The organism is Methyloversatilis universalis FAM5, assembly GCF_000214035.2.
GTDB classification, from domain to species: Bacteria; Pseudomonadota; Gammaproteobacteria; order Burkholderiales; family Rhodocyclaceae; genus Methyloversatilis; species Methyloversatilis universalis.
Genome location: NZ_AFHG01000028.1, coordinates 173,365 through 195,692 on the forward strand (window position 1 = coordinate 173,365; position 22,328 = coordinate 195,692).

The following is a 22,328-nucleotide window of genomic DNA, read 5'->3' on the forward strand; positions in this document are numbered from 1 at the left end:
GTGCTCAGGCGAGCACCATATTGTCGCGGTGAATCAGTTCCGGCTCATCCACATAGCCCAGCAGCGCCTCGATGTCGGCCGAGGGGCGGCGCGCGATGCGCCGGGTTTCGGATGCGGAATAGTTGATCAGCCCGCGCGCCAGTTCGCGACCGGCCGCGTCGCGGCAGGCGACGACCGCACCGCGCTCGAACTGACCCTGCACCTCGGTCACGCCGATCGACAGCAGGCTCTTGCCCTCGTGCAGCGCCTTCACCGCACCTTCATCCAGCACCAGCGTGCCGGCCAGTTGCAGATGGTCGGCCAGCCACTGCTTGCGGGCGGCCAGCGGCGAGTTGCCGGCCTTCAGGAAGGAGCCCAGCGCTTCGCCGGCGACCAGCCGCAGCAGCACGTCCGGTTCGCGGCCGCTGGCGATCACGGTGTCGGCGCCGCTGCGGGCGGCGCGCTTCGCGGCGCGCACCTTGGTGATCATGCCGCCGCGCGAGATGCCGGTGCCGGCACCGCCTGCCATCGCTTCGAAGCGCCCGTCGTCGGCGTCGCCCTCGCTGATCAGCGTCGCGGACGGGTCCTTGCGCGGGTCAGCGGTGTACAGGCCGCTCTGGTCGGTCAGGATGACCAGACAGTCGGCTTCGGTCAGATTGGCCACCAGCGCGCCCAGCGTGTCGTTGTCGCCGAACTTGATCTCGTCATAGACGACGGTATCGTTCTCGTTGATCACCGGCACCACGCCCAGCTCCATCAGCGTGGACAGCGTCGAGCGCGCGTTCAGGTAGCGGGTGCGGTCGGCCAGATCCTCGTGCGTCAGCAGAATCTGCGCGCACGCCAGACCGTATTGCGAGAACGCGCCTTCGTACGCCTGCGCCAGACCCATCTGGCCGACGGCGGCGGCGGCCTGCAGCTCGTGCATCGCGCTCGGGCGGGTGCTCCAGCCAAGTCGCTGCATGCCGGCCGCGATGGCGCCGGACGACACCAGCAGCACTTCCCGGCCTTCGGCGCGCAGTGCGGCGATCTGCCGCGCCCACTCCTGCAGCGCGCCGAGATCCAGACCGGCACCGTTGTTGGTGACCAGCGCGCTGCCGACCTTCACGATCAGCCGGCGGGCGCTCTGCAGGCGCGATCTCATCGCGCGCTCCCGTTGTCGGCCTCGTCGTTGGCCCCTGAGTTGGCCCCGGTGTTGGCCGTTTCGTCGGTCTCTTCCGCGGACTCCAGATGGCGCACGTCCGGCTCGACCGGTTCCGGCGGCCGGGTGGCTTCGACATGATCCATGATGGCGTAGCACAGCGCGTCACAGCCTTCGCGGGTCATGGCCGAAATGCTGAAGGCGCGTTCGGCACCGAAGCCGTCGACGAAGTCGCGCACGCGCTGCTCGCGCTCTTCTTCCGGAATCAGATCCAGCTTGTTCAGCACCAGCCAGCGCGGTTTCTGGTACAGCGCTTCGTCGTAACGGCGCAATTCCTCGACGATGGCACGTGCGTCGTGCAGCGGATCGGCGTCCGGATCGAACGGGGCCAGATCGACCAGATGCAGCAGCAGGCGGGTGCGCTGCAGGTGGCGCAGGAACTGGTGGCCGAGGCCGGCGCCATCGGCCGCGCCCTCGATCAGGCCGGGAATGTCGGCGATCACGAAGCTGCGCGAGGTGTCGACACGCACGACGCCCAGATTGGGTGCCAGCGTGGTGAAGGGGTAGTCCGCCACCTTCGGGCGCGCGGCCGATACCGCACGGATGAAGGTGGATTTGCCGGCGTTCGGCATGCCGAGCAGCCCGACGTCGGCGAGCACCTTCAGTTCGAGCTTCAGTTCGCGACGCTCGCCGGCTTCGCCGGGCGTGGTCTGGCGCGGCGCACGGTTGGTGCTGGACTTGAAATGCAGGTTGCCGAGGCCGCCGCGGCCGCCCTTGGCGATCAGCGCGCGGGCACCGTCGTGGTCGAGATCGGCGATGACTTCGCCGGTGGCCTGGTCGGTGATGGTGGTGCCGACCGGCATGCGCAGTTCCTTGTCGTCTCCGCCCTTGCCGTAGCAGTCGGCGCCGCGGCCGTTCTCGCCGCTTTCGGCGCGGAACACGCGGGTGTAGCGGAAATCGATCAGGGTATTCAGATTGCGGTCGGCGATGGCCCAGATGCTGCCGCCACGACCGCCGTCACCGCCGTCCGGACCGCCGAACGGAATGAATTTTTCGCGGCGGAACGAGGCCGAACCATTGCCGCCATCGCCGGCGATGACCTCTATTTTCGCTTCGTCAAAGAATTTCATTGCGTGCTGCGTCCTTGCGGGGTGACTTCACTGCCGTTTCGTCCTGCTACGGCGGGGATCGTTGTGCCGTCTCGTTGTCTGACGGCGGAGATCGTCTTGCCGTCTCGTTGTTCGACGGCAGACGGTCCATCTGGCTGCCGCATTTTACCGACGGCAGAAACGAAAAGCCCTGCCTCGCGGGCAGGGCTTCGGTTCAGGCAGACAGCGATCAGGCTGCGGCCGGAACGATAGTGACCACGCGACGGCGGTTTGCACCCTTGACGACGAACTGCACGACGCCGTCAATCTTGGCGAACAGCGTGTGGTCCTTACCCATGCCGACGTTATCGCCGGGATGGAACTCGGTGCCGCGCTGACGCACGATGATGCTGCCTGCGGAAATCAGCTGGCCGCCGTAGCTCTTGACGCCAAGGCGTTTCGATTCCGAGTCGCGGCCGTTACGGGTACTGCCGCCGCCCTTTTTATGTGCCATGAGATGTGCTCCTGGAAAAGTTCAGCGATCAGCCGTTGATGGCGTCGATGCGCAGTTCAGTGTAGTTCTGACGATGACCTTGATGCTTCTGGTAGTGCTTGCGACGGCGCATCTTGAAGATGGTCACCTTCTTGTGGCGCCCTTGCGTGAGCACCGTTGCACGAACGCTGGCACCGGCAACCAGGGGGGAACCGATCTTGACCGATTCGCCCTCACCGACCATCAGAATCTGGTCGATCACGATTTCCGAGCCCACATCCGCAGGTATCTGTTCTACCTTGATTTTTTCGCCGGCAGCGACGCGATACTGCTTGCCGCCGGTTTTTATGACCGCGTACATGTGTAACCCCAGTAAGGTTTAAGGGAATCCACAAGTATAGCGAAGTACCGCAGGCCGTGTCAAAGCCCCCAATACATCAACGGCTTGACGGGTTTTGGGGCGCTGCTACCATCCGCGTTTTTCCGCGTCCGGCAGTCCTTCCTTGTCTTCTCTGAACCGTCTTTACAGCCTGATTGCGGATGACATGCGTGCCCTGGACGCCGTGATCCGCGCCCGCCTGCACTCCGATGTGGTGCTGGTGCGCCAGGTGGCCGAGTACATCATCGGTGCCGGCGGCAAGCGCCTGCGGCCTGCGCTGGTGCTGCTCACGTCCGGTGCCTGCAATTACCGCGGCGACCACCGGACCGAGCTGGCCGCGGTGGTCGAGTTCATCCATACCGCCACGCTGCTGCATGACGACGTGGTCGACGAATCCGAACTGCGTCGCGGCGCCAAGACCGCCAATGCGCTGTTCGGCAACGCAGCGTCGGTGCTGGTCGGCGACTTCCTGTACTCGCGCGCCTTCCAGATGATGGTGTCGGTCGGCAGCATGCGGGTGCAGTCGGTGCTGGCTGAAGCCACCAACATCATCGCCGAGGGCGAGGTGCTGCAGCTGCTGAACTGTCATGACGCCGACGTTGATGAAGATCGCTACCTGCAGGTCATCCGCTACAAGACGGCCAAGCTGTTCGAAGCGGCGAGCCGGTTGGGTGCCATGCTGGCCGGTTCCGAACCCGACGTCGAAGAGCGCTTTGCCCGCTTCGGCATGCACCTCGGCACCGCCTTCCAGCTGGTCGATGACATCCTCGACTATTCGGGCGACGAAGGTTCGATCGGCAAGAATCTCGGCGACGATCTGGCCGAGGGCAAGCCGACGCTGCCGCTGATCCACGTCATGAAGAACGGCACGCCGGACCAGGTGGCCGCAGTGCGCCATGCGATCGAAGAGGGCGGCCGTGATGACTGGGCGCCGGTCATGAAGGCGGTGGTCGACAGCGGTGCGCTCGAAGTCGCGCGGGTCCGCGCCCGTGAAGAAGCGGCGCTGGCGATCGCGGAACTCGACGGTCTGCCGGCCAACGACTACCTGCAAAGTCTGCTCGATCTCGCAAAGTTTGCAGTCGAGCGAAAGTTTTAGTATAGTGCGCGCCTCGTTGCTTACGGCGACGAGGCACAAAGAGCTGCTCCGCAGTTTGAAGTGAAGTTCGGGGAATAGCTCAGCCTGGTAGAGCACTGCGTTCGGGACGCAGGGGCCGGAGGTTCGAATCCTCTTTCCCCGACCAGAAATCCCGCGGAAAAGCCACCCTTCGGGGTGGCTTTTTTGTTTTTCGCGTCTGGCGCGTTCGCGCCGCATGCCGTGCATTCCATGGCGCCCGGCTTCCGCACGCCGCCACGCGTCCCGCACCTTCCGTACTCATCGTTTCACCCGAAGTACGCAAGACGCTTCCGCATCGCTCCCGCCGGCCGGTTTCCGGACACCCGGCACGCACGCGTTGCAGACCGCGCTGCCGCAGGCGAGTATTCAGCCCTTACTGCGACGGGAGGGCACAGCCGGCCGCGCAAGCGGGTTGCGCCCGGCCGTGTCGATGCGGAATGAACAGCTGGATGAGCGACAAACCTTTCTGCTGCACCCGGAAACTCAGCGCCTTCAGCGTCTGCATCGGCGTGTTGTGGTCATGCTGTGCCATGGCGGTGCCTCACGTGTCCTGCGTTGTGGACTACAACGGGCAGCAGACCGTGATACCGGTCCGCGCCGAGGTGGATGCGCTGGGCGGTGCATGGCATGAGGCCGGGGTGTTCAGCCTGCGCGCGACGCTGGTCGCGCCACCCAGGGCGAAGCCCTGGCTGCTGGTCGAGGTCCACGCGAAGGCGGCGGACGGGGACGTCCGCCTCATTTCTTCGCAGAAGACGCATCAGCCCTTCGATACCGGTCGCATCGAAGTGGTTGAACCGCGGCTCGGCCGCATCCTCGCCTACGCCTGCGGAGCTGCCCGATGAGTCGCTGGCAAGCTGTTGCGCTCGTCATGCTGATGGTTCTCGGGACCACCCTGGCCCGCGCTGCCGACAGCGTAGTCCGCATCGCCTTTGTCGGCGACGTGATGCTGGCCGAAAGCGAACGGACCGGCCAGCTCATTGCCGAGGGCGGCGATCCCTTCGCCCACGTGCGCGGGCTGCTTGCCGCCGCCGATCTGAGGGTGGCGAATTTCGAATCGTCCGCCGGTACGCAGGGCAGACCGGATGCGGAAAAGCCCTTTTCCTTCCGCACCGCGCAGCCGGCACTGCGGGTGTTCTCGTCGGTGTTCGATGTTGCCGGCGTGGCCAACAACCACGCCGGCGACTTCGGTCGCGAGGATTTCGCCGAAACCCTTACCGCCCTGCGGGCCGCCGGCGTGCAGACCTTCGGCGGCGGCCCTGATCTGAAGACCGCGCACCGCGCGCTGATGATCGAGCGCAAGGGTGTGCGGATCGCGCTGCTCGGCTATCTCGATTTCTTCCCGCGCTGGTTTGCCGCCACGCCCGGCCGGCCCGGCGTGGCCTGGCTGGATACCGATCAGGCGGCGCTAGACATCGCCCGCGCGCGGCATGACGGCGCCGATGTCGTGCTGGTGGTGCCGCACTGGGGCGTGGAACACGAACCCCGTGCGCACCGCAGGCAGCGTGCCGCGGCGCGTGCGCTGCTGGCCGCCGGGGCGGACGCGGTCATCGGCGGGCATCCCCATGTCGTCCAGGACCATGAAGTCTTCCGGGGCAAGCCCGTCCTCTACTCCCTCGGGAACTTCGTGTTCGACGGCTTCGAGGACGAGGACAACAACACCGGATGGGTGGCGTTCGTGGACGTCGACCGGCAAGGCGTGGTGTCGGCGACCACGCGTGTGGTGAAGATCGACGCCTCCGGCACACCGCTGCCGGACCCGGACAGGGCCGGCCCCTGCTGGTGCCGGGGCGAGGCCGTGATGTCGCCGTGCGCGAAGGTCCGGCCATGAAGGACGTCATGCGCACCGTACGGGGTGAGCGCAGCAGCCGCTGACGGGCAGCCGCCGCAAGCTGGTACGCTGGCGCGTCTTCATGTCTGTCGTTCCCGAGCACCCCGATGTCGCGCATCCTCTTTTTCCTGCTGCTGGCCGCCCTGGCCTGGATCTGGTTCTTCAAGCGCCCGTCGGTCCGTGACGGCAGCGGGCGGCGCGAGCGGGCGCCGCAGCAGAAACCGGTCGAGCGCATCGTGCAGTGCGCCCACTGCGGGCTGCGTCTGCCCGAGGGCGAAGCGCTGGCCGATGGCGAGCAGCGGCATTTCTGCAGCATCGAGCACCGGAATGCACACATCGGTCGCGACTGAGGCCGGCGCGCGCGGCCTGCTGCCGGTCGGTATGCCTTCGCTGCGCTATTTCAGCCTGTACCGGCTGGTCATCGCGTCGGTGCTGGTGGCGCTGGTGTACGGCGTGCCCGGTGAAATCAGTTTCGGCGACTATGAAGGCCCGCTGTTCTCGACCGTGGTGCGCGCCTACTGGCTGTTCGCGGCCTGCATGATGGCCGGGCTGGACCGGCTGCTGCCCACCTTCGACGCGCGGCTGACCGCCGGCGTGCTCAGCGACATCCTCTTCCTCACGCTGCTGACCTACGCCGCCGGCGGCGTGGGCAGCGGTCTGCCTTTCATGCATGTGGTGGTGCTCGCGTTCGCCGCGCTGATGGGGCAGGGCCGGCTCGCGCTGTTCTATGCCGCGGTGGCCAGTCTGGCCATGCTGTTCGAACAGGCCATGCAGTGGGTGAACATCGGCAGCGATTCCGCCCGCTTCGTCCATGTCGGCACCATCAGCATCGGCTATTTCGCGACCGCGATCGCGGTACGGCTGCTGGCGCGGCGGGTGATCGCCAATGAAGCGCTGGCGCGCGACCGCGGCCGCGATCTGGCGGAGCAGATGCGGGTGAACGAGCGCGTCATCCGCGACATGGACGACGGCGTGCTGGTGGTCGATCCCGGCGGGCACGTACGCCAGGCGAACCCGCAGGCGCGCCGCCTGCTCGACCCGGTCATGCCGCGGCCGGTCACGCTGGCCGACTATTCGCCGGCGCTGGCGGCGGCGATCGACGCGCTGGCCGATCTGTCGCGCGAGCGCGTGTTCGCGCTGGACCTGCCTTCGCGACCTGCTGCGCTGCGGGTGCGCTGCGTGCCGGCGGGCGAGGGCGGCGGTCATCTGGTGTTCATCGAGGACCTGGCCCGACTGCGCGAACAGGCGCAGCAGATCAAGCTCGCTGCGCTGGGCCGGCTCACCGCCAGCATGGCGCATGAAATCCGCAATCCGCTGGCCGCCATCAGCCAGGCGGCCGAACTGCTGGCCGACGAACGGCGCGCCGACACGCAGGCGCGGCTCACCCGCATCATCGCTGACAACGCGCTGCGGCTCGACCGCATGGTGAGCGACGTGCTCGAACTGGGACGGCGCGACCGCGCCGAACCGGAGCTGCTAGATCTGGTCGCCTATCTGCGCGGCTTCGTCGAGGAATACGCGATGCGCGAGCCCGACGTCCGCAGCCGCGTGCACATCGAAGGCGAGGGCGAAGGTGCGGCGCTGCTGCTGTTCGACCGCGGCCACCTGCACCAGGTCATGTGGAACCTGCTCGGCAATGCGCTGCGTTACGCCAGTGCGGCGGAGGGCGCGGTGCGCATCACGGTGCACAGCGACGACGACGGCACCCGCATGGACATCGTCGACGACGGCCAGGGCGTGCCGGACAACGCGCGCGCCCATCTGTTCGAACCCTTCTTCACCACCCACAGCCGCGGCACCGGACTGGGTCTGTACATCGCGCGGGAACTGAGCGACGCCAACGGGGCGCGGCTGGACTTCGTGGATAATTCACCGGGTGCGCGCTTTCGCCTGCGCGGACTGAACAGGAGCATCGAGGAATCATGGAAAGGCGGCGAACCGAGCGTGAGCTGAAGGTGCTGGTCGTTGATGACGAGGACGACCTGCGCGAACTGCTGGCCATGTCGCTGGCGCGCATGGGGCTGCACGCGTCGCTCGCCGCGTCGGTCGGCGAGGCGCGCGAACTGCTGGCGGCCGAGCGTTTCGCGCTCTGCCTGACCGACATGCGCCTGCCGGACGGCGAGGGCATGGATCTGGTGCGCCACATCGCCGAGCACCATCGCGAACTGCCGGTGGCGGTCATCACTGCCTTCGGCAGCATGGACAACGCGGTCGCTGCGCTGAAGGCGGGCGCTTTCGACTATCTTGCCAAACCGGTGTCGATCGAACAGCTGCGCGCACTGGTGCGCTCCGCGCTCGATCTGCCGCGCCGCGGCAGCGAGCCGGAGGCGGTGGGCGCCGATGTGCTGGTCGGCGAGTCGCCGGCGCTGGCCCAGGTGCGCGAACTGATTGCCAAGCTGGCGCGCAGTGGCGCGCCGGTGCATATCCACGGCGAATCCGGCAGCGGCAAGGAGCGCGCCGCCCGGCTCATCCACGAAGCCGGCGCACGGCGCGACGGGCCCTTCGTCGCGGTCAACTGCGGCGCCATTCCGGAAAACCTGGTCGAGTCCGAATTCTTCGGCTACGCCAAGGGCGCTTTCACCGGGGCGGATGCCGACCGCGAAGGCTTTTTCCAGGCCGCGCGGGGCGGCACGCTCTTCCTCGATGAAGTGGGCGACCTGCCGCTGGCCATGCAGGTGAAACTGCTGCGCGCCATCCAGGAAAAGTCGGTGCGCCGGGTCGGCGCCCGCAGCGAAGAAGCGACCGATGTGCGGCTGATCAGCGCCACCCACCGCAATCTGAAGCAGATGGTGGACGAAGGCCGCTTCCGGCAGGATCTGTACTACCGCCTCAACGTGCTGGAGCTGCGCATGCCCAGCCTGCGCGAGTGCCGCGAGTCGATACCGGAACTGGCGCGCACGCTGCTCACCCGCATCGCCGCCGGCGGTGACCGGCCACCTGCGCTCAGCCGCGAAGCGGTGGACGCGCTGTGCGCCTATCCTTTTCCGGGCAATGTGCGCGAGCTGGAAAACGTGCTGGAGCGCGCCTACGCGCTGTGCGGCGGCGAACGCATCGAGGCGGCCGACCTCGGCCTGATGCCGGTCGACGACGAAACGCCCGAACTGCCGGCCGGCGAACTGCCGCTGCAGGACTACCTGGACCGCATGGAGCGCGCCGCCATCGAGGACGCGCTGCGCAAGACCCGCTACAACCGCACCGCCGCCGCCCGTCTGCTCGGCGTCACCTTCCGCTCGCTGCGCTACCGGCTGCAGCGGCTCGGCATCAATGACTGAATTCCCCGGCCGTACGCCGGTTTCCGTACCCGTGCGCCGCTGTGGAAGCGGCGCCGCGGTCATGAGCGTGCCCGGTGCAGTCAGCCATGCTCCCGCGCCGGTGCGTCGTTGTGGGAGCGACGCCCCCGTCGCGATGCGCCAGTTGAACACCACACGCTCCCGATCCACCGCGGAATCGCGGCGGGGCGCCGCTCCCACAGGCCGTGGCAGCCGATTGGGCCTGGAACACGGCGGTGGAGCGACGCGGTCATGGAACTGACGATAGACGCCGACGGCTGGTGCACCACCGCCCGCCGGGTCGAATCGCCGAATCAGGACGCCCGGCCCGACCCTGACCGGCCGGACGGCGCGGATGCCGACCCGGTGTCGCTGGTGGTGGTGCACTGCATCAGCCTGCCGCCGGGCGAGTTCGGCGGCCCCTACATCGAGGATCTGTTCCTGAACCGGCTCGACCCGGCGGCTCACCCGTATTTCGTCGATGTCGCGCCGCTGCGCGTGTCGGCGCATTTCGTGGTCCGTCGCGACGGCGAACTGCTGCAGTGCGTGCCCACGGTGCGTCGTGCTTGGCACGCCGGCGTGTCCAGCTGGCGCGGGCGCAGCCGCTGCAACGACTTTTCGGTCGGCATCGAGCTCGAAGGCTGCAATGTGCTGCCCTACGAGGACGTCCAGTACGCGGTGCTGCGCGCGCTGGTGGCCGCGCTGAAGCGGCGGCACCCGGTGGCGGACGTGGTAGGCCATTCGGATATCGCGCCCGGCCGCAAGGTGGACCCGGGCGCCTGTTTCGACTGGAAACGCTTGCCGGACGCGGTTCGTCCGGACTGATCCACCGTCCTGCCGGCGTTTGAGCCGGAATCTCTCCCGCAATGCCTTTTCCGGCGCTGATCCCCTGCGCGGTGCAGGGTCTTTTCACGCCGCCGGTGACACCGCCTAGCAGAAAAATCGCGCTTGCGGGGGAGAGGGTGGCTCACTAGAATTAGTAGCTCAGTGCTCATCGACCACTATATCTAGTGGTGTGAGTGCCGGAAGTACCTTCTGCAGCACCCCGTACCACCCCGTACGTTCCTATCTCAAACCCCGTCGTCGATGCCCTCGACGGCCCACCGGGAGACGCCCGCATGCAATTGACCGCCGAAGCTGGCCACACCAGCGCCATCAGCCGTACGCCGTCCGCCGGTATCGATCAGATCAATATCGACGAACTGCCGAGCGCTGCCGCGCTGCACGCCGACTACAAGGTGATCCGCCGCAATGGTGCGGTGGTGAACTTCGAGCCGGCCAAGATTTCGATCGCGGTGACCAAGGCTTTCCTGGCGGTGAATGGCGGGCAGGGCGCCGCCTCGGCGCGCGTGCGCGAACAGGTGGCCGGCATCACCACCTCGGTGGTGCAGGCGCTGGTGCGTCGCCAGCCGCATGGCGGCACCTTCCACATCGAAGACATCCAGGATCAGGTCGAACTGGCGCTGATGCGCTCGGCCGAGCACGACGTCGCCCGTGCCTATGTGCTCTACCGCGAAAAGCGCGCCGCCGAACGTGCGGCCAAGCAGCACGAGGTGGCGCAGGCCGCCGCCGAGCCGGTGCTGCACGTGGTGGACGGCGACCGCCGCCTGCCGCTGGATCTCGCCGCGCTGCGCGGCCTGATCGAAGCCTCGTGCGAGGCGCTGGGCGACGTGGTGTCGGTCGACGCCATCCTGAATGCCACGCTGTCCAATCTGTACGACGGCGTGCCGGTCGAGGAAGTGCGCAAGTCGGCCATCATGGCCGCCCGCTCGCTGCTGGAGCAGGATCCGGCCTATGGCTACGTGACCGCCCGCCTGCTGCTGCACACGGTGCGTCACGAAGTGCTGGGCGAAGAGGTGTCGCAGGCGCAGATGGCCACCGCCTACGCTGAATACTTCCCGCGCTACATCAAGCTGGGCATCGAAGCCGAACTGCTCGATTCCAAGCTGGCCCAGTTCGACCTCGCCAAGCTGGGCGCCGCACTGGACCACCGCAACGACCTGCGCTTCAACTATCTCGGCCTGCAGACGCTGTACGACCGCTACTTCCTGCACATCCGCGACCGCCGCATTGAACTGCCGCAGATCTTCTTCATGCGCGTGGCCATGGGTCTGGCGCTGAACGAAATCCATCGCGAAGAGCGTGCGATCGAGTTCTACAAGCTGCTGTCCAGCTTCGACTTCATGAGCTCGACGCCGACGCTGTTCAACAGCGGCACGCTGCGCCCGCAGCTGTCGTCCTGCTACCTCACCACGGTGGCCGACGATCTCGACGGCATCTTCGAGGCGATCAAGGAAAACGCGCTGCTGGCCAAGTTCGCCGGCGGTCTGGGCAACGACTGGACGCCGGTGCGCGCGCTCGGCTCGCACATCAAGGGCACCAACGGCAAGTCGCAGGGCGTGGTCCCCTTCCTGAAAGTGGTCAATGACACCGCGGTCGCGGTGAACCAGGGCGGCAAGCGCAAGGGCGCGGTGTGCGCCTATCTGGAAAGCTGGCACCTCGACATCGAGGAATTTCTCGACCTGCGCAAGAACACCGGCGACGACCGCCGCCGCACGCACGACATGAACACGGCGAACTGGATTCCCGACCTGTTCATGCGTCGCGTGATGGAAAACGGCGAATGGACGCTGTTCTCGCCGGCCGACTGCCCGGACCTGCACGACCTGTACGGCAGCGCCTTCGAGCAGGCCTACACCCGCTATGAAGAGAAGGCCGCGCGCGGTGAAATCCGCCTGTTCAAGAAGACGCAGGCGGTGTCGCTGTGGCGCAAGATGCTGTCGATGCTGTTCGAGACCGGCCACCCGTGGATCACCTTCAAGGACCCGTGCAACCTGCGCTCGCCGCAGCAGCATGTCGGCGTGGTTCACTCCAGCAACCTGTGCACCGAAATCACGCTGAACACCTCGGACACCGAAATCGCCGTGTGCAACCTCGGTTCGGTGAACCTGGTCGCCCACCTGAAGGACGACGGCAACGGCGGCAAGGCGCTCGACCACGACAAGCTGCGCAAGACCATCCGCACCGCGATGCGCATGCTCGACAACGTGATCGACATCAACTACTACTCGGTCGGCAAGGCGCGCAACGCCAACCTGAAGCACCGCCCGGTCGGCATGGGCCTGATGGGCTTCCAGGAAGCGCTGCACGAACTGCGCACGCCCTACGCCAGCGACGCGGCGGTCGAGTTCGCCGACCGCTCGATGGAAGCGGTGGCCTACTACGCCTACTGGGCCTCGACTGAACTGGCCGAAGAGCGCGGCCGCTACTCCAGCTACAAGGGCAGCCTGTGGGACCGCGGCATCCTGCCGCACGACTCGCTGGACATCCTGGCCGAACAGCGCGGCGGCTACCTCGAAGTCGACCGCTCGGTCACCATGGACTGGGACGCGCTGCGCAACCGCATCGCGAACTACGGCATGCGCAATTCGAACTGCCTGGCGATCGCGCCGACCGCCACCATTTCGAACATCATCGGCGTCGATGCCAGCATCGAGCCGACCTACCAGAACCTGTTCGTCAAATCGAACCTGTCGGGCGAATTCACCGTGGTGAACGAGCACCTGGTGCGTGACCTGAAGAAGCTGGGTCTGTGGGACGAAGTGATGGTCGCCGACCTGAAGTATTTCGATGGCTCGCTGTCGCGCATCGACCGCATCCCGGCCGACATCCGCGCGCTCTACGCCACCGCCTTCGAAGTCGAGCCGAAGTGGCTGGTCGAAGCCGCCTCGCGCCGCCAGAAGTGGATCGACCAGGCGCAGAGCCTGAACATCTACATGGCCGGCGCCTCCGGCAAGAAGCTGGACGAAACCTACAAGCTCGCCTGGCTGCGCGGCCTGAAGACCACCTACTACCTGCGCGCCATGGGCGCCACTCACGCCGAGAAATCCACCGGCCGCGGCGGCGAACTGAACGCGGTGCCGAGCCAGGCCGAAGAGCCGGCGCCCAAGTTCTGCGCGATCGACGACCCCACCTGCGAAGCCTGCCAATAAGGACGTCCCGCCCGTGCCTGCTTTGCAGGCGCGGGCGGGGATGAGGGGCTAGGGGCCAGGGACTAGCGAGCCAGCTCCGCGCATCGCCCCACCTGACATGACGCACTACCCGGCGCGCCCGCGCGCCGACTGAAGGAGAAAACAACAATGCTGAGTTTCGAAGACGACCTGCCGATGACCGCGCCGCAGCCCGGCCTGGCGATGCGCACCCCGGCGCCGGATGTGCGTGACCTGCCGATGTCCCCGCCGGCCACGCCGGCCGCCCAGGGTGACGCGCACATGCGCCGCATCCGCGCCGAAGACAAGCGCGTCATCAACGGCGGTACCGACGTGAACCAGCTCGTGCCCTTCAAGTACAAGTGGGCCTGGGAGAAGTACCTCGCCGGCTGCGCCAACCACTGGATGCCGCAGGAAGTGAACATGCAGCGCGACATCGAACTGTGGAAGTCTCCGAACGGCCTGACCGAAGACGAGCGCCGCGTCGTCCGCCGCAATCTCGGCTTCTTCGTCACCGCCGATTCGCTGGCCGCCAACAACATCGTGCTCGGCACCTACCGCCACATCACCGCGCCCGAGTGCCGCCAGTATTTGCTCCGCCAGGCGTTCGAAGAGGCCATCCACACCCACGCCTACCAGTACATCGTCGAATCGCTGGGTCTGGACGAAGGCGAGGTGTTCAACGCCTATCACGAGGTGGCCTCCATCCGTGACAAGGACGAGTTCCTCATTCCCTTCATCGACGTGCTGACCGACCCGGCCTTCAAGACCGGCACGCCCGAAGCCGACCAGCAGCTGCTGAAAAGCCTCATCGTGTTCGCCTGCCTGATGGAAGGCCTGTTCTTCTATGTCGGCTTCGTGCAGATTCTCGCCCTCGGCCGCCAGAACAAGATGACCGGCGCCGCCGAGCAGTACCAGTACATCCTGCGCGACGAGTCCATGCACTGCAATTTCGGCATCGACCTGATCAACCAGATCAAGCTCGAAAACCCGCACCTCTGGACCCCGGAATTCCGCGAAGAGCTGAAGGCGCTGTTCCGCAAGGCCGTCGAGCTGGAATACCGCTACGCCGAAGACACCATGCCGCGCGGCGTGCTGGGCCTGAACGCCAACATGTTCAAGGAATACCTGCGCTTCATCGCCAACCGCCGCGCACAGCAGATCGGTCTGGACGTGCTTTACCCGGGGGCGGAGAACCCCTTCCCGTGGATGAGCGAAATGATCGATCTGAAGAAGGAACGCAACTTCTTCGAAACCCGGGTGATCGAGTATCAGACGGGTGGGGCGTTGAGTTGGGATTGATGTAGGTCGGTGCCCGCTCGCGGGACTGATTCATCTGCACGGTCTGCGGACCGGCAAAAAAATGGGGCGCCAGCGGGCGCCCCAATTTTTTTGCCTCATCTGGCGTGCTGTCGCGCAGATTGATCCACGGATTAACAGTCCGGCGGCAGTGGGGAGCTTATCCAAATCTGTCGACGCGCCCCATCATTATGGCCTCGGTTGAGTCGTTACACAGAAATCGGATGCCGCACTGACGTTCGAACCGATGTCATCGGACATTTGGAATCCCGAGATCGCGAAGAATGATTAGCGAGAAAAAGACCACACTACCGCATGGTAGGCATTAACGACGGCAAACCCGAATAGCATGTAACCGGATACCGCCGAGGCAATGGCCGCGTAACGGAACCAGTCCCCAGCTTTCCTGTAGCTATCGTTATCTGTGTTGCCTTCAGAGTAGAGCGCCTGACTGAAATAACGGAACGCGAAGCCTAAGGCAGCAACGAGAACGCCGAACCCAAACTGTAAAAGAGGCAAAGATAAATACCGAGCGAGCAAAGCTCCCCCCTCTCTACCAGCCAAGCTACTGAAGACTCCGAGCAGGGCTACGACCGCACCACCATTTATGACAAGTAGCGACTGCAGCGCGCTTTTTCCCGCCTCGAGTACAGCTTTCAGCATTTCGATGCTGTGCTCGTTCTTCGCTGAATAGTGCGCGAGCATGCCCTCATGTTGCTGCCTTCTGTAGGCTTGCGAAGCACCAGCATCCTTCTCAATGGCCGCCAAATACGACCTCAAGGCAGAAACTTGAACGTCCTTGGCTCCTTGCGCCTCGACATGATCTAGCTGCTTGCGAAGCTCAGCAATTACCTCTTCGGATTCCATTTTCTATCTGAAATAGCCGAACTGGCTGGGAGTTAGGCGACAAACCACACTAAAGCCGTGCGTCTCGAAGGTGATTGAAGTTTAGAGCTTTATTACCTGCCGAGACTGCGGCGAGATAGAGGTGAAGATCGACCGTGATTAATGGGGTGCCCGACGCACACGCATCCAAGAGGGCACAGTCAGTAAGTCCTAAGCGAGGTAATTCCAGTCGACTGAGCGCCGAGTGACTTGGGAGATAGGTTTCACGCGTACTCGACAATGAGACCAACTCGCGTAGCTTAGAAAATATTTTCGATCGCGCTGGCTCCCCGATGTGATCAATCAAATTGGAAGTCTCAGTGAGCGTGTTCGGCGTTACTAGGATTTCAGACGCAACGCTCAACTGTTCCTTCAACAGATCGAAATCCTCGGGCGTGAATTCCCTGAGCCGCTTGTGTTTGGCGACATAGTCGCGAGAGGTAAGCCCAACAATCAGCAGGAGTAGAAGGTTGCTGTCCACCAGCACCGAAAGAGAGGTCACTCGGGAACGTCCACACTCTTAACGGAGATCACGTTACCCGTCACATCGTCCATGGTCACCACCTTATATGCTCGCCGCCAAAACGAGTTTTGCCCTGCGAGGGCTGCGAGAGCATTCTTCGGCTCGTCCCATGGGCGTGAAAAGCCAATCGTGACGCGCCAGACGGCTTGTTTTTCGTCGAACATCACCTCCTCGAGGCCGACGTTCTTGATGCCCTCTTCTCCGAAAAGCGCATTGATCTGGGCTTTTGCGTGTTCGACCGCTAGCTTTACGTCCATTACTTCCCCATCTTCCATGGCAACATCGTAAATCGCGTGCATAACTATAAACGGCCGCGTTAAGAGTTGGAATCCCGCGAAAGCTCCTTATCAATCTCTCCTGCATAGCGTGCGTTGACCGACGGCGACAGGTGCGCATACCGCCGCACCATCTCGGCAGACTGCCAGCCGCCTCGGTCCTGCAGGACGAAGTGGACTTATAGGGGACAGACCCCAATTGTTCCGGGCCGATTCTCTTGGACCCGATCAGTCAGTGCGCTCCAATCCGATGCGCCACGCCGAACCGCTCCGCCAGCATGTCCAGCCGCTTGTCCAGCGTCCACAATCTGGCGCCTTGCGTGATCAAGGTGGAGGCGAGCAGGTGCATGTCCACGATGCCGCAGCCGAGGCCAAACAGGTGCTCGCGGTCTATGAAAGCCAGTACTTCGGCCGCGCTGGCCTGACGGGCGGGCTGCAGGCTGGCGAGGTCGGTCAGTGTTTGCGCGCGGCTTGGTGGGGTGCCGCAGGCCAGTTCGCCGATGATCAGCGGGTGGATCAGCACGAGGTCGCGATCCAGTAGCCCGATGAGCGTGTCGTTACCGTGGCGGAAGTGATCCACCCACACCGAGGTATCGACAAGGATTCCGCTCACTGGGGGGCGCCAGTCCGGGCGCGCGGGATGTCTGGCATGTCGGGCTGGGTTGCGCCCAGCGCGGCAAGCCGTCTGGCCGATTGCACCCTGACATAGGTCTTGATCGCTTCGCGGAACAGGTCGGCCTTGTCCATGGACGGATCGGCCACTTCGAGCGCCCGCTCGTACAGGGCGTCGTCTATCGTCACGGTCGTTCGCATGGGATGTCCTTATTTGCATCGAAATTGATGACATGATGCGCCAATCTGGATGTGCTGCGCAAAGGTTAGCCGGGGACAGACCCGTTTTCCTGTGCAGCAAGGGCTCCGAGCGTGTGTTCGGGTCCTGATGCTCACGCATGAGCAAGCGTCGCGCCGAAGTGCTGCAGGTTGCGCTGGGGGCGTCTGTGATGTCTGGCGGGTGCAACTATGGTGTTACCCATATTCAGGAGGCCGCGATGACCGCTACGACCACGCTGAAACTTCCGGACGAACTGAAGGCGCGTATCGCTGCGGTGGCGCAGCAGTCCGGCAAAAGTGCGCACGCTTTCATGGTCGAGGCGCTCGAACTGCAGACCGAACTGGCCGAACGTCGCACAGCCTTCGTGGCCGATGCGCTGCTGGCGCGTGAAGAGGTCGCGCGTTACGGACTGGTGGTGGATGCTGACGAGGTGTTCGATTACCTGAAGGCGCGCGCCGAAGGAAAACCCGCGCGCAAGCCTGATCCGTCGTCGATCTGAGCAGCGGACGGGATCGTGAGTACCCGTGTGGTGCTGGCGCCTCGCGCGCTGGCGGATCTGAAACGTCTGACCGATTTCCTGCTGCAGGCGGATGCGCCTGCAACTGCTGCCGAGACGCTGCCCATCCTGCAATCCGGCTTCGCTGTGCTGCGCGAGCATCCCCTGATCGGACGCAAGGTCGAGCACGACCTCCGGGAACTGGTCATTTCACGCGGCCGAACCGGTTGCGTGGCCCTGTATGACTACGACGCCGGTCGCGATGTCGTCGTCGTGCTTGCGGTACGGCATCGGCGTGAGGGTGGATAGGGCGCTTGAACCCGGCGCGGTGACCTCCAATGGCGACGCTTGCAGTCCCGACCACCTTAGGATCACCATGTCGGCGGGTTGAATACGTTCCCGGATCTGCTTGACCATTGGAGGCCGACGACAATGAAAGGCACCACACTTCGTATTTCCCTACCGGCATTCCTTTTCGCCGCTTCGCTCCCCGCGCTGGCCGTCACCAGCACCTTCGACACCGATGCCGAGGGCTGGAGCGCCCAGGGTGACATCGAGGGGCCGCTGACCTGGAGCGCCACCGGTGGCAATCCGGGCGGCAATGTGTTCATCGACGACCTGACCACCGGCGGCGTCACCTACTTCGTCGCGCCCTCGCTGTTCCTCGGCAACTTCGCCGGCGCCCTCGGTTCGCAGCTGACCTTCGACCTGATGCAGCGCTATCCGGGCGGGCCGAACCAGTTCGACGCGGAGGATGTGATCCTTTCCGGCGGCGGCCTCACCGTCGTGTATGACACCGCGAACAATCCGGTCAACAACGGCTGGACCTCGTATTCGGTGCCGCTGTCGCCGACCGGATGGCGGCTGGGCAGCCTTTCGGGCGCCACCCCGACCGACGCGCAGTTTCTGGCGGTGTTGTCTAACCTCAGTGCGCTGAAGATTCGCGCGGAATATCAGACCGGTGCCGACGTCGGCTATCTGGACAACGTGGCGCTGGTGCCGGAACCGGCTGCGGCCCTGATGCTGCTGTCGGGTATCGGATGCGTGGCATTCGCTGCGCGCCGCAGGCAGCGCGCGGCGGTCTGAGACGTCCCGTGTTTTGTCCGTCAGCGGATGACCGTGGGCGCTGCGGCCATCAGTGTCCTCATCGGTCTGACGATGGGGCGCGCTCTGCTCCGTTCCCCGTCCGTTAGCGAGCGGGACGGTCACGGCACGCTCCGCTGGCTTACATAGGCCGTTTGGGCGCTTTCATGCGTGCGCGGCCAGTCGTCCCCCAGGGCCGCCGGCCAGCGGATGAGGCGCACGCACATGCAGCCAATCGCGATAACGGGTGAAGCGCGGGTGAAGCGGTAACTAGCCTGATCATTCCGGCGTCCTCCAGAAATGAGGGCAGGCGGTCAGGGCACCGCATCGTTTCCAGTCTGGACCGCCGGCCTTCAGGGCTGTAGGGCATCCGCACCCCGCCCCGCAGGACGCTGGCCGGCACGTGCCCTGCCTCGTGTATCGTCAGCGTCATCCTCCCCGCATGCGCACAAGCATCCCCGCAGCGGCCCTCCGCCTTTCCGAAACAGGAGTTCATCCCTCATGCCCCGATTCGTCGATACCTCGCCGCCCGGCGTCTGCATCTTCTGTCGCATCGCCCGCGGCGAACTGCCCGCGGCGCGGGTGTTCGAGGACGATCTGACCATGGCTTTCATGGACATCGGCCAGGTCAATCCGGGCCATGTACTGGTGGCGACGAAACGGCATGCCGCGACGCTGTTCGACATCACGCCGGAAGAGGGTGCCGCGGTGATGCGCACCGTGCAGCGCGTGGCCGCGGCCATCGGCGACACCTTCGATCCGCCCGGGCTGACGCTGCTGCAGGCCAATGGCAAGGAAGGCGACCAGACGGTGTTCCACTTCCACATGCACGTGCTGCCGCGGCACGCGGACGACGGCGTGGGGCTGTCGTGGCCGCGCAAGGAACCCGGCATGGAAGCGCTGCACGCGTATGCCCTGAAGCTCGCTGGCGCGTTGCGCGCTGAGTGACCGCACCGGCTGCATGTGCAGCGGGTCCGGGGGCGGATGACCTTTATTGCCGGGGGATGCATGAAGCAGCGGATGTTCAGTGAGCTTGACCCGATCACCCGGCTGGAAAGCCGGTTTCCTTCGCCCAGCCTGGTGGAGCTGCGCATACAGTCGCGGGCGATCGAGGACGAGATACAGCGCCTCGCGGCCGGCTCCATCCTCCGGCATTTTTCCGGCGAGAAAAGCTTTCGTGCCGCCGGCGCCGACGAGTTCCTGTTCAGCGACAAGCTGTACACGGTGCGTGCCGCCGCGGCGCTGGGCACGCCGGCGCTGCAGATCTGCGTGCTGAACACGCTGGACCCGCTGGCGCCGAAGGTGTCGTCCGGTCGGCATGACATCCCGGGCATCGGCTTCTTCAACGCGTTCGAGATCGAGGTGCCGGCGTCGATCAAGAGCCGTCTGCCCGCGCTGGTGGACGCCGTGTCGGTCATCTACGCGGCCTCCTACACCTGGCTGGAAGAGGAGTTCTTCCGCAACATCAAGCAGCTCGAACAGGGGTTTTCCGACGCGCTGTACCGGCATCTGAAGATCGCGCTGGCGGCGTCGGCCCGGACCGAGCTCGCGTCCCGTGTCTGGTTCTCGGTGTTTTCGAAGGAGAACGGCTATTACGCGCTGGACGGTGCGGCCATCTCGCGCATCCTGTCCACGCTCAAGGCGCGCCGCTACGTGTCCAGCCAGAGTCCGCTCGGCCATGTGGTCGAACTGCTCGGGCTGAACATGCCGTTCGAGAAGTCACTGTCGAGTTACGCGATCCGGAAGGCCGACTACCACGAGTTCTCGCTGAAGAAGGCAGCCTACATTTCCGACATGCAGGGCATTTTCAAGACCGAGGAACAGATGGTCGAAGGCGGCGCCTACGCGATCTACCCGCTGGGTGCCATCGGCGAGCGGCGTCTGGTTGCCGCGTTTCCGTCCGGCCTGCGCGACGACCTGCTGCCGGTGTTCCGTGCGAATGCCGAGCGTTTCGAACAGATCTACGCGCGGGAAACCGGCAACCTGAAACGTCATATCGCCAAGGTGCAGGCGAGCTACCGCAAGATGGACGCCGCAGAGCTGGGCGGGCTGATCGGCGGCATTCTGGGCGGCATTTTCAAGAACATCTGAGCAGCCGGTCGGCCGCGTTCATTCGCCCGTTGCCGCCCGGCCGGCCCGCGGTCTGACTCCGCGCGGCGTAACCCCGCGCTCGCGGCGCAGCAGTTTGCGCAGCATCGACGGGTCGGCGTAGCCCACCTGCGCCGCCACCGACTCGATCGACGCGTGGCCGGTTTCGAGCAGCTGGGTGGCGCGCTCGACGCGCAGTTTCTGCACGTACTGGATCGGCGACATGCCGACCGCCGAGGCGAAGTGCCGGCTCAGCGTGCGTGGCGTCATGTGCAGCGCGTCGGCCAGCATGGCCAGCGTGACCGGTTCGCCCAGGCGGGTCTGCAGCCAGCGGTCGGCGCGCTGCAGCGTCGGCGTCTGGCGCGCCAGATGCGAGGCGATCGCGTACCGGCTCTGCGACACCCGGTGGTCCAGCATCAGGAAGCGTGCGCAGTTGCGCGCCAGCTCCTCGGACCCGTGGCGCGCCACCAGAGCGAGCATCAGGTCGGCCTGGGCCAGCGCGGCGCCGGCGGTGCTGACCGGGCCGTCGCTCACCACCATGCGCGCCATGTCCAGATCGACCCGCGGAAAGCGTTCGCGGAACCATGGCGCCAGCCACCAGCTGGTGGTGGCCATCCGCCCGTCGAGCAGGCCGACCTGCGCCAGCGCGAAGGTGCTGACGCAGGACGCGCCCACCGCGGCGCCGCCTTCCAGCCAGCCGCCCACGCGCTCCATGGCCTTCAGCACGTCTCGGGTGGACAGCCAGTCTTCCAGTTCGCCGCGGGTCGCCCGGTTGGCACCCGGCAGCAGCACCAGATCGGGTGCCGGCAGGTCGCTCATGCGCGCCAGCGGGCCGACTTCCAGGCCGGACCCGCTGCGTTCGCGGCGCCGCCCGGTGCCGGTCAGCGTCACGTCGAACAGGGCAGGGCGCGCGGCCAGCTGGCACAGGCGGTTGGCGGTGTTCATCACGTCCAGCGTGATGCCCAGGCTGATGTCCAGCACGCCGGGCAGGATGAGTACGGCGGTTTTCATGATGTCCATATTAGCCCGATCAATGTCGATATGGACACTCGATCGGAATGCGCCGCGGCGGCAGCATGAACACCTCGCCACCGATGCCGGACGCCGCCCGACGGCCACGGCAGGGGCTCACCGGGAGACCGTCCGATGTCGCCGTCGCTGCTTGCCCTGCTGCTCTACGCTGCGCTCACGCTGGCGCTGCTGATCGCGATCGCGGTCATGCGCTTCTGGCTCGTCGTTACCCGGCAGCGCACCCCGGAGGCCTTCAGTCCGGCCGGTGACGACGTGTCGCCGTTCTCCGGCCGGCTGTGCCGGGCGCACGCGAACTGCTGCGAGAACCTGCCGCTGTTCGGTGCGCTGGTCGCCGCTGCACTGCTCGGCGGTCACGCCGGCATTACAGACGGCAGCGCGCTGTGGGTGCTGGCGGCACGAGCGGGGCAGAGCGTGGCGCACCTGAGTTCGGGCCGGCGCCGGGCGATCCGCCTGCGTTTCCTGTTCATGGTGGTCCAGATTGCGCTGCAGACGACGTGGGTCGTGCGTCTTCTGTGGGCGTTCGCCGACTGACGACCGA

General features: G+C 65.5%; 24 protein-coding genes and 1 tRNA gene. 16 read left to right on the forward strand and 9 right to left on the reverse strand.

Translation table 11 applies throughout. From position 1 onward, the window contains the following. Positions 1 to 4: 4 nt before the first annotated feature. The 4 genes from proB to rplU all read right to left on the reverse strand — a co-directional run bounded on the left by proB (position 5) and on the right by rplU (position 3,059). Positions 5 to 1,120, reverse strand: a complete 1,116-nt coding sequence (proB, locus tag METUNV1_RS00985; protein ID WP_008057939.1) for a glutamate 5-kinase — start codon at positions 1,118 to 1,120, stop codon at positions 5 to 7. Continuing rightward, positions 1,117 to 2,247, reverse strand: a complete 1,131-nt coding sequence (gene cgtA / locus METUNV1_RS00990) for an Obg family GTPase CgtA (RefSeq protein WP_008057941.1) — start codon at positions 2,245 to 2,247, stop codon at positions 1,117 to 1,119. The genes proB and cgtA overlap by 4 nt, the downstream gene beginning before the upstream one ends. Before the next feature lie 208 nt (positions 2,248 to 2,455). Next, positions 2,456 to 2,719 (reverse strand): 50S ribosomal protein L27, encoded by a 264-nt coding sequence (gene rpmA, locus METUNV1_RS00995; protein WP_008057943.1) that lies wholly within the window; start codon positions 2,717 to 2,719, stop codon positions 2,456 to 2,458. Positions 2,720 to 2,747: 28 nt separating this feature from the next. Then, positions 2,748 to 3,059 (reverse strand): 50S ribosomal protein L21, encoded by a 312-nt coding sequence (gene rplU, locus METUNV1_RS01000; protein WP_008057945.1) that lies wholly within the window; start codon positions 3,057 to 3,059, stop codon positions 2,748 to 2,750. Positions 3,060 to 3,243: 184 nt separating this feature from the next. Between rplU and METUNV1_RS01005 the strand changes: the two genes are divergently transcribed. The 10 genes from METUNV1_RS01005 (at position 3,244) to METUNV1_RS01050 (ending at position 14,579) form a co-directional block, all read left to right on the forward strand. Then, on the forward strand, positions 3,244 to 4,173 hold the full coding sequence (locus METUNV1_RS01005) for a polyprenyl synthetase family protein (protein ID WP_008057946.1): 930 nt from the start codon (positions 3,244 to 3,246) through the stop codon (positions 4,171 to 4,173). Between the two features lie 68 nt (positions 4,174 to 4,241). Continuing rightward, positions 4,242 to 4,318, forward strand: a tRNA-Pro gene (locus tag METUNV1_RS01010). Positions 4,319 to 4,640: 322 nt separating this feature from the next. Then, complete coding sequence (locus METUNV1_RS01015) at positions 4,641 to 5,033, forward strand: hypothetical protein (RefSeq protein WP_043358729.1); 393 nt, start codon at positions 4,641 to 4,643, stop codon at positions 5,031 to 5,033. After that, a complete protein-coding gene (locus METUNV1_RS01020; RefSeq protein ID WP_008057951.1) occupies positions 5,030 to 6,019 on the forward strand; it encodes a CapA family protein in 990 nt (329 codons plus the stop codon). The genes METUNV1_RS01015 and METUNV1_RS01020 overlap by 4 nt, the downstream gene beginning before the upstream one ends. Before the next feature lie 107 nt (positions 6,020 to 6,126). Beyond that, a complete protein-coding gene (locus METUNV1_RS01025) occupies positions 6,127 to 6,369 on the forward strand; it encodes a PP0621 family protein (protein ID WP_008057952.1) in 243 nt (80 codons plus the stop codon). Next, entirely contained in the window at positions 6,347 to 7,972 is a 1,626-nt protein-coding gene (locus METUNV1_RS01030) for a sensor histidine kinase (protein WP_008057953.1), read from the forward strand. The genes METUNV1_RS01025 and METUNV1_RS01030 overlap by 23 nt, the downstream gene beginning before the upstream one ends. Beyond that, a complete protein-coding gene (locus tag METUNV1_RS01035; RefSeq protein WP_008057954.1) occupies positions 7,942 to 9,291 on the forward strand; it encodes a sigma-54-dependent transcriptional regulator in 1,350 nt (449 codons plus the stop codon). The genes METUNV1_RS01030 and METUNV1_RS01035 overlap by 31 nt, the downstream gene beginning before the upstream one ends. 249 nt (positions 9,292 to 9,540) lie before the next feature. Then, a complete protein-coding gene (gene ampD / locus METUNV1_RS01040; protein WP_008057955.1) occupies positions 9,541 to 10,113 on the forward strand; it encodes a 1,6-anhydro-N-acetylmuramyl-L-alanine amidase AmpD in 573 nt (190 codons plus the stop codon). Positions 10,114 to 10,406: 293 nt separating this feature from the next. Beyond that, a complete protein-coding gene (locus tag METUNV1_RS01045) occupies positions 10,407 to 13,280 on the forward strand; it encodes a ribonucleoside-diphosphate reductase subunit alpha (RefSeq protein WP_008057956.1) in 2,874 nt (957 codons plus the stop codon). A 147-nt stretch (positions 13,281 to 13,427) separates the two neighbouring features. Then, positions 13,428 to 14,579, forward strand: coding sequence for a ribonucleotide-diphosphate reductase subunit beta (locus METUNV1_RS01050; RefSeq protein WP_008057965.1), 1,152 nt, complete (start codon positions 13,428 to 13,430; stop codon positions 14,577 to 14,579). Positions 14,580 to 14,864: 285 nt separating this feature from the next. On the opposite strand, the gene METUNV1_RS01055 is transcribed toward METUNV1_RS01050, so the two are convergent. From METUNV1_RS01055 to METUNV1_RS01070, 4 genes are all read right to left on the reverse strand, one after another. Continuing rightward, positions 14,865 to 15,443: a hypothetical protein gene (locus METUNV1_RS01055; RefSeq protein ID WP_008057967.1), complete on the reverse strand. Its 579-nt coding sequence runs from the start codon at positions 15,441 to 15,443 to the stop codon at positions 14,865 to 14,867. Between the two features lie 516 nt (positions 15,444 to 15,959). Continuing rightward, entirely contained in the window at positions 15,960 to 16,283 is a 324-nt protein-coding gene (locus tag METUNV1_RS01060) for a hypothetical protein (RefSeq protein ID WP_008057971.1), read from the reverse strand. Between the two features lie 208 nt (positions 16,284 to 16,491). Then, complete coding sequence (locus METUNV1_RS01065) at positions 16,492 to 16,872, reverse strand: type II toxin-antitoxin system VapC family toxin (RefSeq protein ID WP_008057972.1); 381 nt, start codon at positions 16,870 to 16,872, stop codon at positions 16,492 to 16,494. Then, positions 16,869 to 17,072 carry a type II toxin-antitoxin system VapB family antitoxin gene (locus METUNV1_RS01070; RefSeq protein WP_008057973.1) on the reverse strand — a complete coding sequence of 68 codons (204 nt, stop codon included), beginning with the start codon at positions 17,070 to 17,072 and terminating at the stop codon, positions 16,869 to 16,871. Before METUNV1_RS01070 ends, METUNV1_RS01065 begins: the two co-directional genes overlap by 4 nt. Positions 17,073 to 17,308: 236 nt before the next feature. Between METUNV1_RS01070 and METUNV1_RS01075 the strand changes: the two genes are divergently transcribed. The 5 genes from METUNV1_RS01075 to METUNV1_RS01095 all read left to right on the forward strand — a co-directional run bounded on the left by METUNV1_RS01075 (position 17,309) and on the right by METUNV1_RS01095 (position 20,761). After that, entirely contained in the window at positions 17,309 to 17,590 is a 282-nt protein-coding gene (locus tag METUNV1_RS01075) for a CopG family ribbon-helix-helix protein (protein ID WP_008057974.1), read from the forward strand. Between the two features lie 15 nt (positions 17,591 to 17,605). Continuing rightward, positions 17,606 to 17,896: a type II toxin-antitoxin system RelE/ParE family toxin gene (locus METUNV1_RS01080; protein ID WP_232416281.1), complete on the forward strand. Its 291-nt coding sequence runs from the start codon at positions 17,606 to 17,608 to the stop codon at positions 17,894 to 17,896. Between the two features lie 78 nt (positions 17,897 to 17,974). After that, positions 17,975 to 18,673, forward strand: coding sequence for a laminin B domain-containing protein (locus METUNV1_RS01085; RefSeq protein WP_232416280.1), 699 nt, complete (start codon positions 17,975 to 17,977; stop codon positions 18,671 to 18,673). A gap of 498 nt (positions 18,674 to 19,171) precedes the next feature. After that, positions 19,172 to 19,618 (forward strand): HIT family protein, encoded by a 447-nt coding sequence (locus tag METUNV1_RS01090; RefSeq protein ID WP_008057977.1) that lies wholly within the window; start codon positions 19,172 to 19,174, stop codon positions 19,616 to 19,618. 72 nt (positions 19,619 to 19,690) lie between these two features. Continuing rightward, positions 19,691 to 20,761, forward strand: coding sequence for a hypothetical protein (locus METUNV1_RS01095; protein ID WP_008057984.1), 1,071 nt, complete (start codon positions 19,691 to 19,693; stop codon positions 20,759 to 20,761). 18 nt (positions 20,762 to 20,779) lie between these two features. Here the strand turns inward: METUNV1_RS01095 and METUNV1_RS01100 are convergent, their stop codons facing one another. Then, positions 20,780 to 21,769: a GlxA family transcriptional regulator gene (locus METUNV1_RS01100; RefSeq protein WP_043358772.1), complete on the reverse strand. Its 990-nt coding sequence runs from the start codon at positions 21,767 to 21,769 to the stop codon at positions 20,780 to 20,782. A gap of 135 nt (positions 21,770 to 21,904) precedes the next feature. On the opposite strand from METUNV1_RS01100, the gene METUNV1_RS01105 reads away from it, so the two are divergent. Then, positions 21,905 to 22,321: an MAPEG family protein gene (locus METUNV1_RS01105; protein ID WP_008057988.1), complete on the forward strand. Its 417-nt coding sequence runs from the start codon at positions 21,905 to 21,907 to the stop codon at positions 22,319 to 22,321. The last annotated feature ends 7 nt before the right edge of the window (positions 22,322 to 22,328 follow it).

Excerpts from the sequence above, each read along its gene's own strand:
- ampD (WP_008057955.1), top strand. The coding sequence starts at position 9,541 with ATGGAACTGACGATAGACGCCGACGGCTGGTGCACCACCGCCCGCCGG.
- rplU (WP_008057945.1), bottom strand. The coding sequence starts at position 3,059 with ATGTACGCGGTCATAAAAACCGGCGGCAAGCAGTATCGCGTCGCTGCC.
- METUNV1_RS01030 (WP_008057953.1), top strand. The coding sequence starts at position 6,347 with ATGCACACATCGGTCGCGACTGAGGCCGGCGCGCGCGGCCTGCTGCCG.
- METUNV1_RS01015 (WP_043358729.1), top strand. The coding sequence starts at position 4,641 with ATGAGCGACAAACCTTTCTGCTGCACCCGGAAACTCAGCGCCTTCAGC.
- rpmA (WP_008057943.1), bottom strand. The coding sequence starts at position 2,719 with ATGGCACATAAAAAGGGCGGCGGCAGTACCCGTAACGGCCGCGACTCG.
- METUNV1_RS01105 (WP_008057988.1), top strand. The coding sequence starts at position 21,905 with ATGTCGCCGTCGCTGCTTGCCCTGCTGCTCTACGCTGCGCTCACGCTG.
- METUNV1_RS01005 (WP_008057946.1), top strand. The coding sequence starts at position 3,244 with ATGCGTGCCCTGGACGCCGTGATCCGCGCCCGCCTGCACTCCGATGTG.
- METUNV1_RS01070 (WP_008057973.1), bottom strand. The coding sequence starts at position 17,072 with ATGCGAACGACCGTGACGATAGACGACGCCCTGTACGAGCGGGCGCTC.
- METUNV1_RS01100 (WP_043358772.1), bottom strand. The coding sequence starts at position 21,769 with ATGAAAACCGCCGTACTCATCCTGCCCGGCGTGCTGGACATCAGCCTG.
- METUNV1_RS01050 (WP_008057965.1), top strand. The coding sequence starts at position 13,428 with ATGCTGAGTTTCGAAGACGACCTGCCGATGACCGCGCCGCAGCCCGGC.
- METUNV1_RS01095 (WP_008057984.1), top strand. The coding sequence starts at position 19,691 with ATGTTCAGTGAGCTTGACCCGATCACCCGGCTGGAAAGCCGGTTTCCT.
- cgtA (WP_008057941.1), bottom strand. The coding sequence starts at position 2,247 with ATGAAATTCTTTGACGAAGCGAAAATAGAGGTCATCGCCGGCGATGGC.
- METUNV1_RS01090 (WP_008057977.1), top strand. The coding sequence starts at position 19,172 with ATGCCCCGATTCGTCGATACCTCGCCGCCCGGCGTCTGCATCTTCTGT.
- METUNV1_RS01075 (WP_008057974.1), top strand. The coding sequence starts at position 17,309 with ATGACCGCTACGACCACGCTGAAACTTCCGGACGAACTGAAGGCGCGT.
- METUNV1_RS01055 (WP_008057967.1), bottom strand. The coding sequence starts at position 15,443 with ATGGAATCCGAAGAGGTAATTGCTGAGCTTCGCAAGCAGCTAGATCAT.
- METUNV1_RS01020 (WP_008057951.1), top strand. The coding sequence starts at position 5,030 with ATGAGTCGCTGGCAAGCTGTTGCGCTCGTCATGCTGATGGTTCTCGGG.
- METUNV1_RS01035 (WP_008057954.1), top strand. The coding sequence starts at position 7,942 with ATGGAAAGGCGGCGAACCGAGCGTGAGCTGAAGGTGCTGGTCGTTGAT.
- proB (WP_008057939.1), bottom strand. The coding sequence starts at position 1,120 with ATGAGATCGCGCCTGCAGAGCGCCCGCCGGCTGATCGTGAAGGTCGGC.
- METUNV1_RS01045 (WP_008057956.1), top strand. The coding sequence starts at position 10,407 with ATGCAATTGACCGCCGAAGCTGGCCACACCAGCGCCATCAGCCGTACG.
- METUNV1_RS01060 (WP_008057971.1), bottom strand. The coding sequence starts at position 16,283 with ATGCACGCGATTTACGATGTTGCCATGGAAGATGGGGAAGTAATGGAC.
- METUNV1_RS01025 (WP_008057952.1), top strand. The coding sequence starts at position 6,127 with ATGTCGCGCATCCTCTTTTTCCTGCTGCTGGCCGCCCTGGCCTGGATC.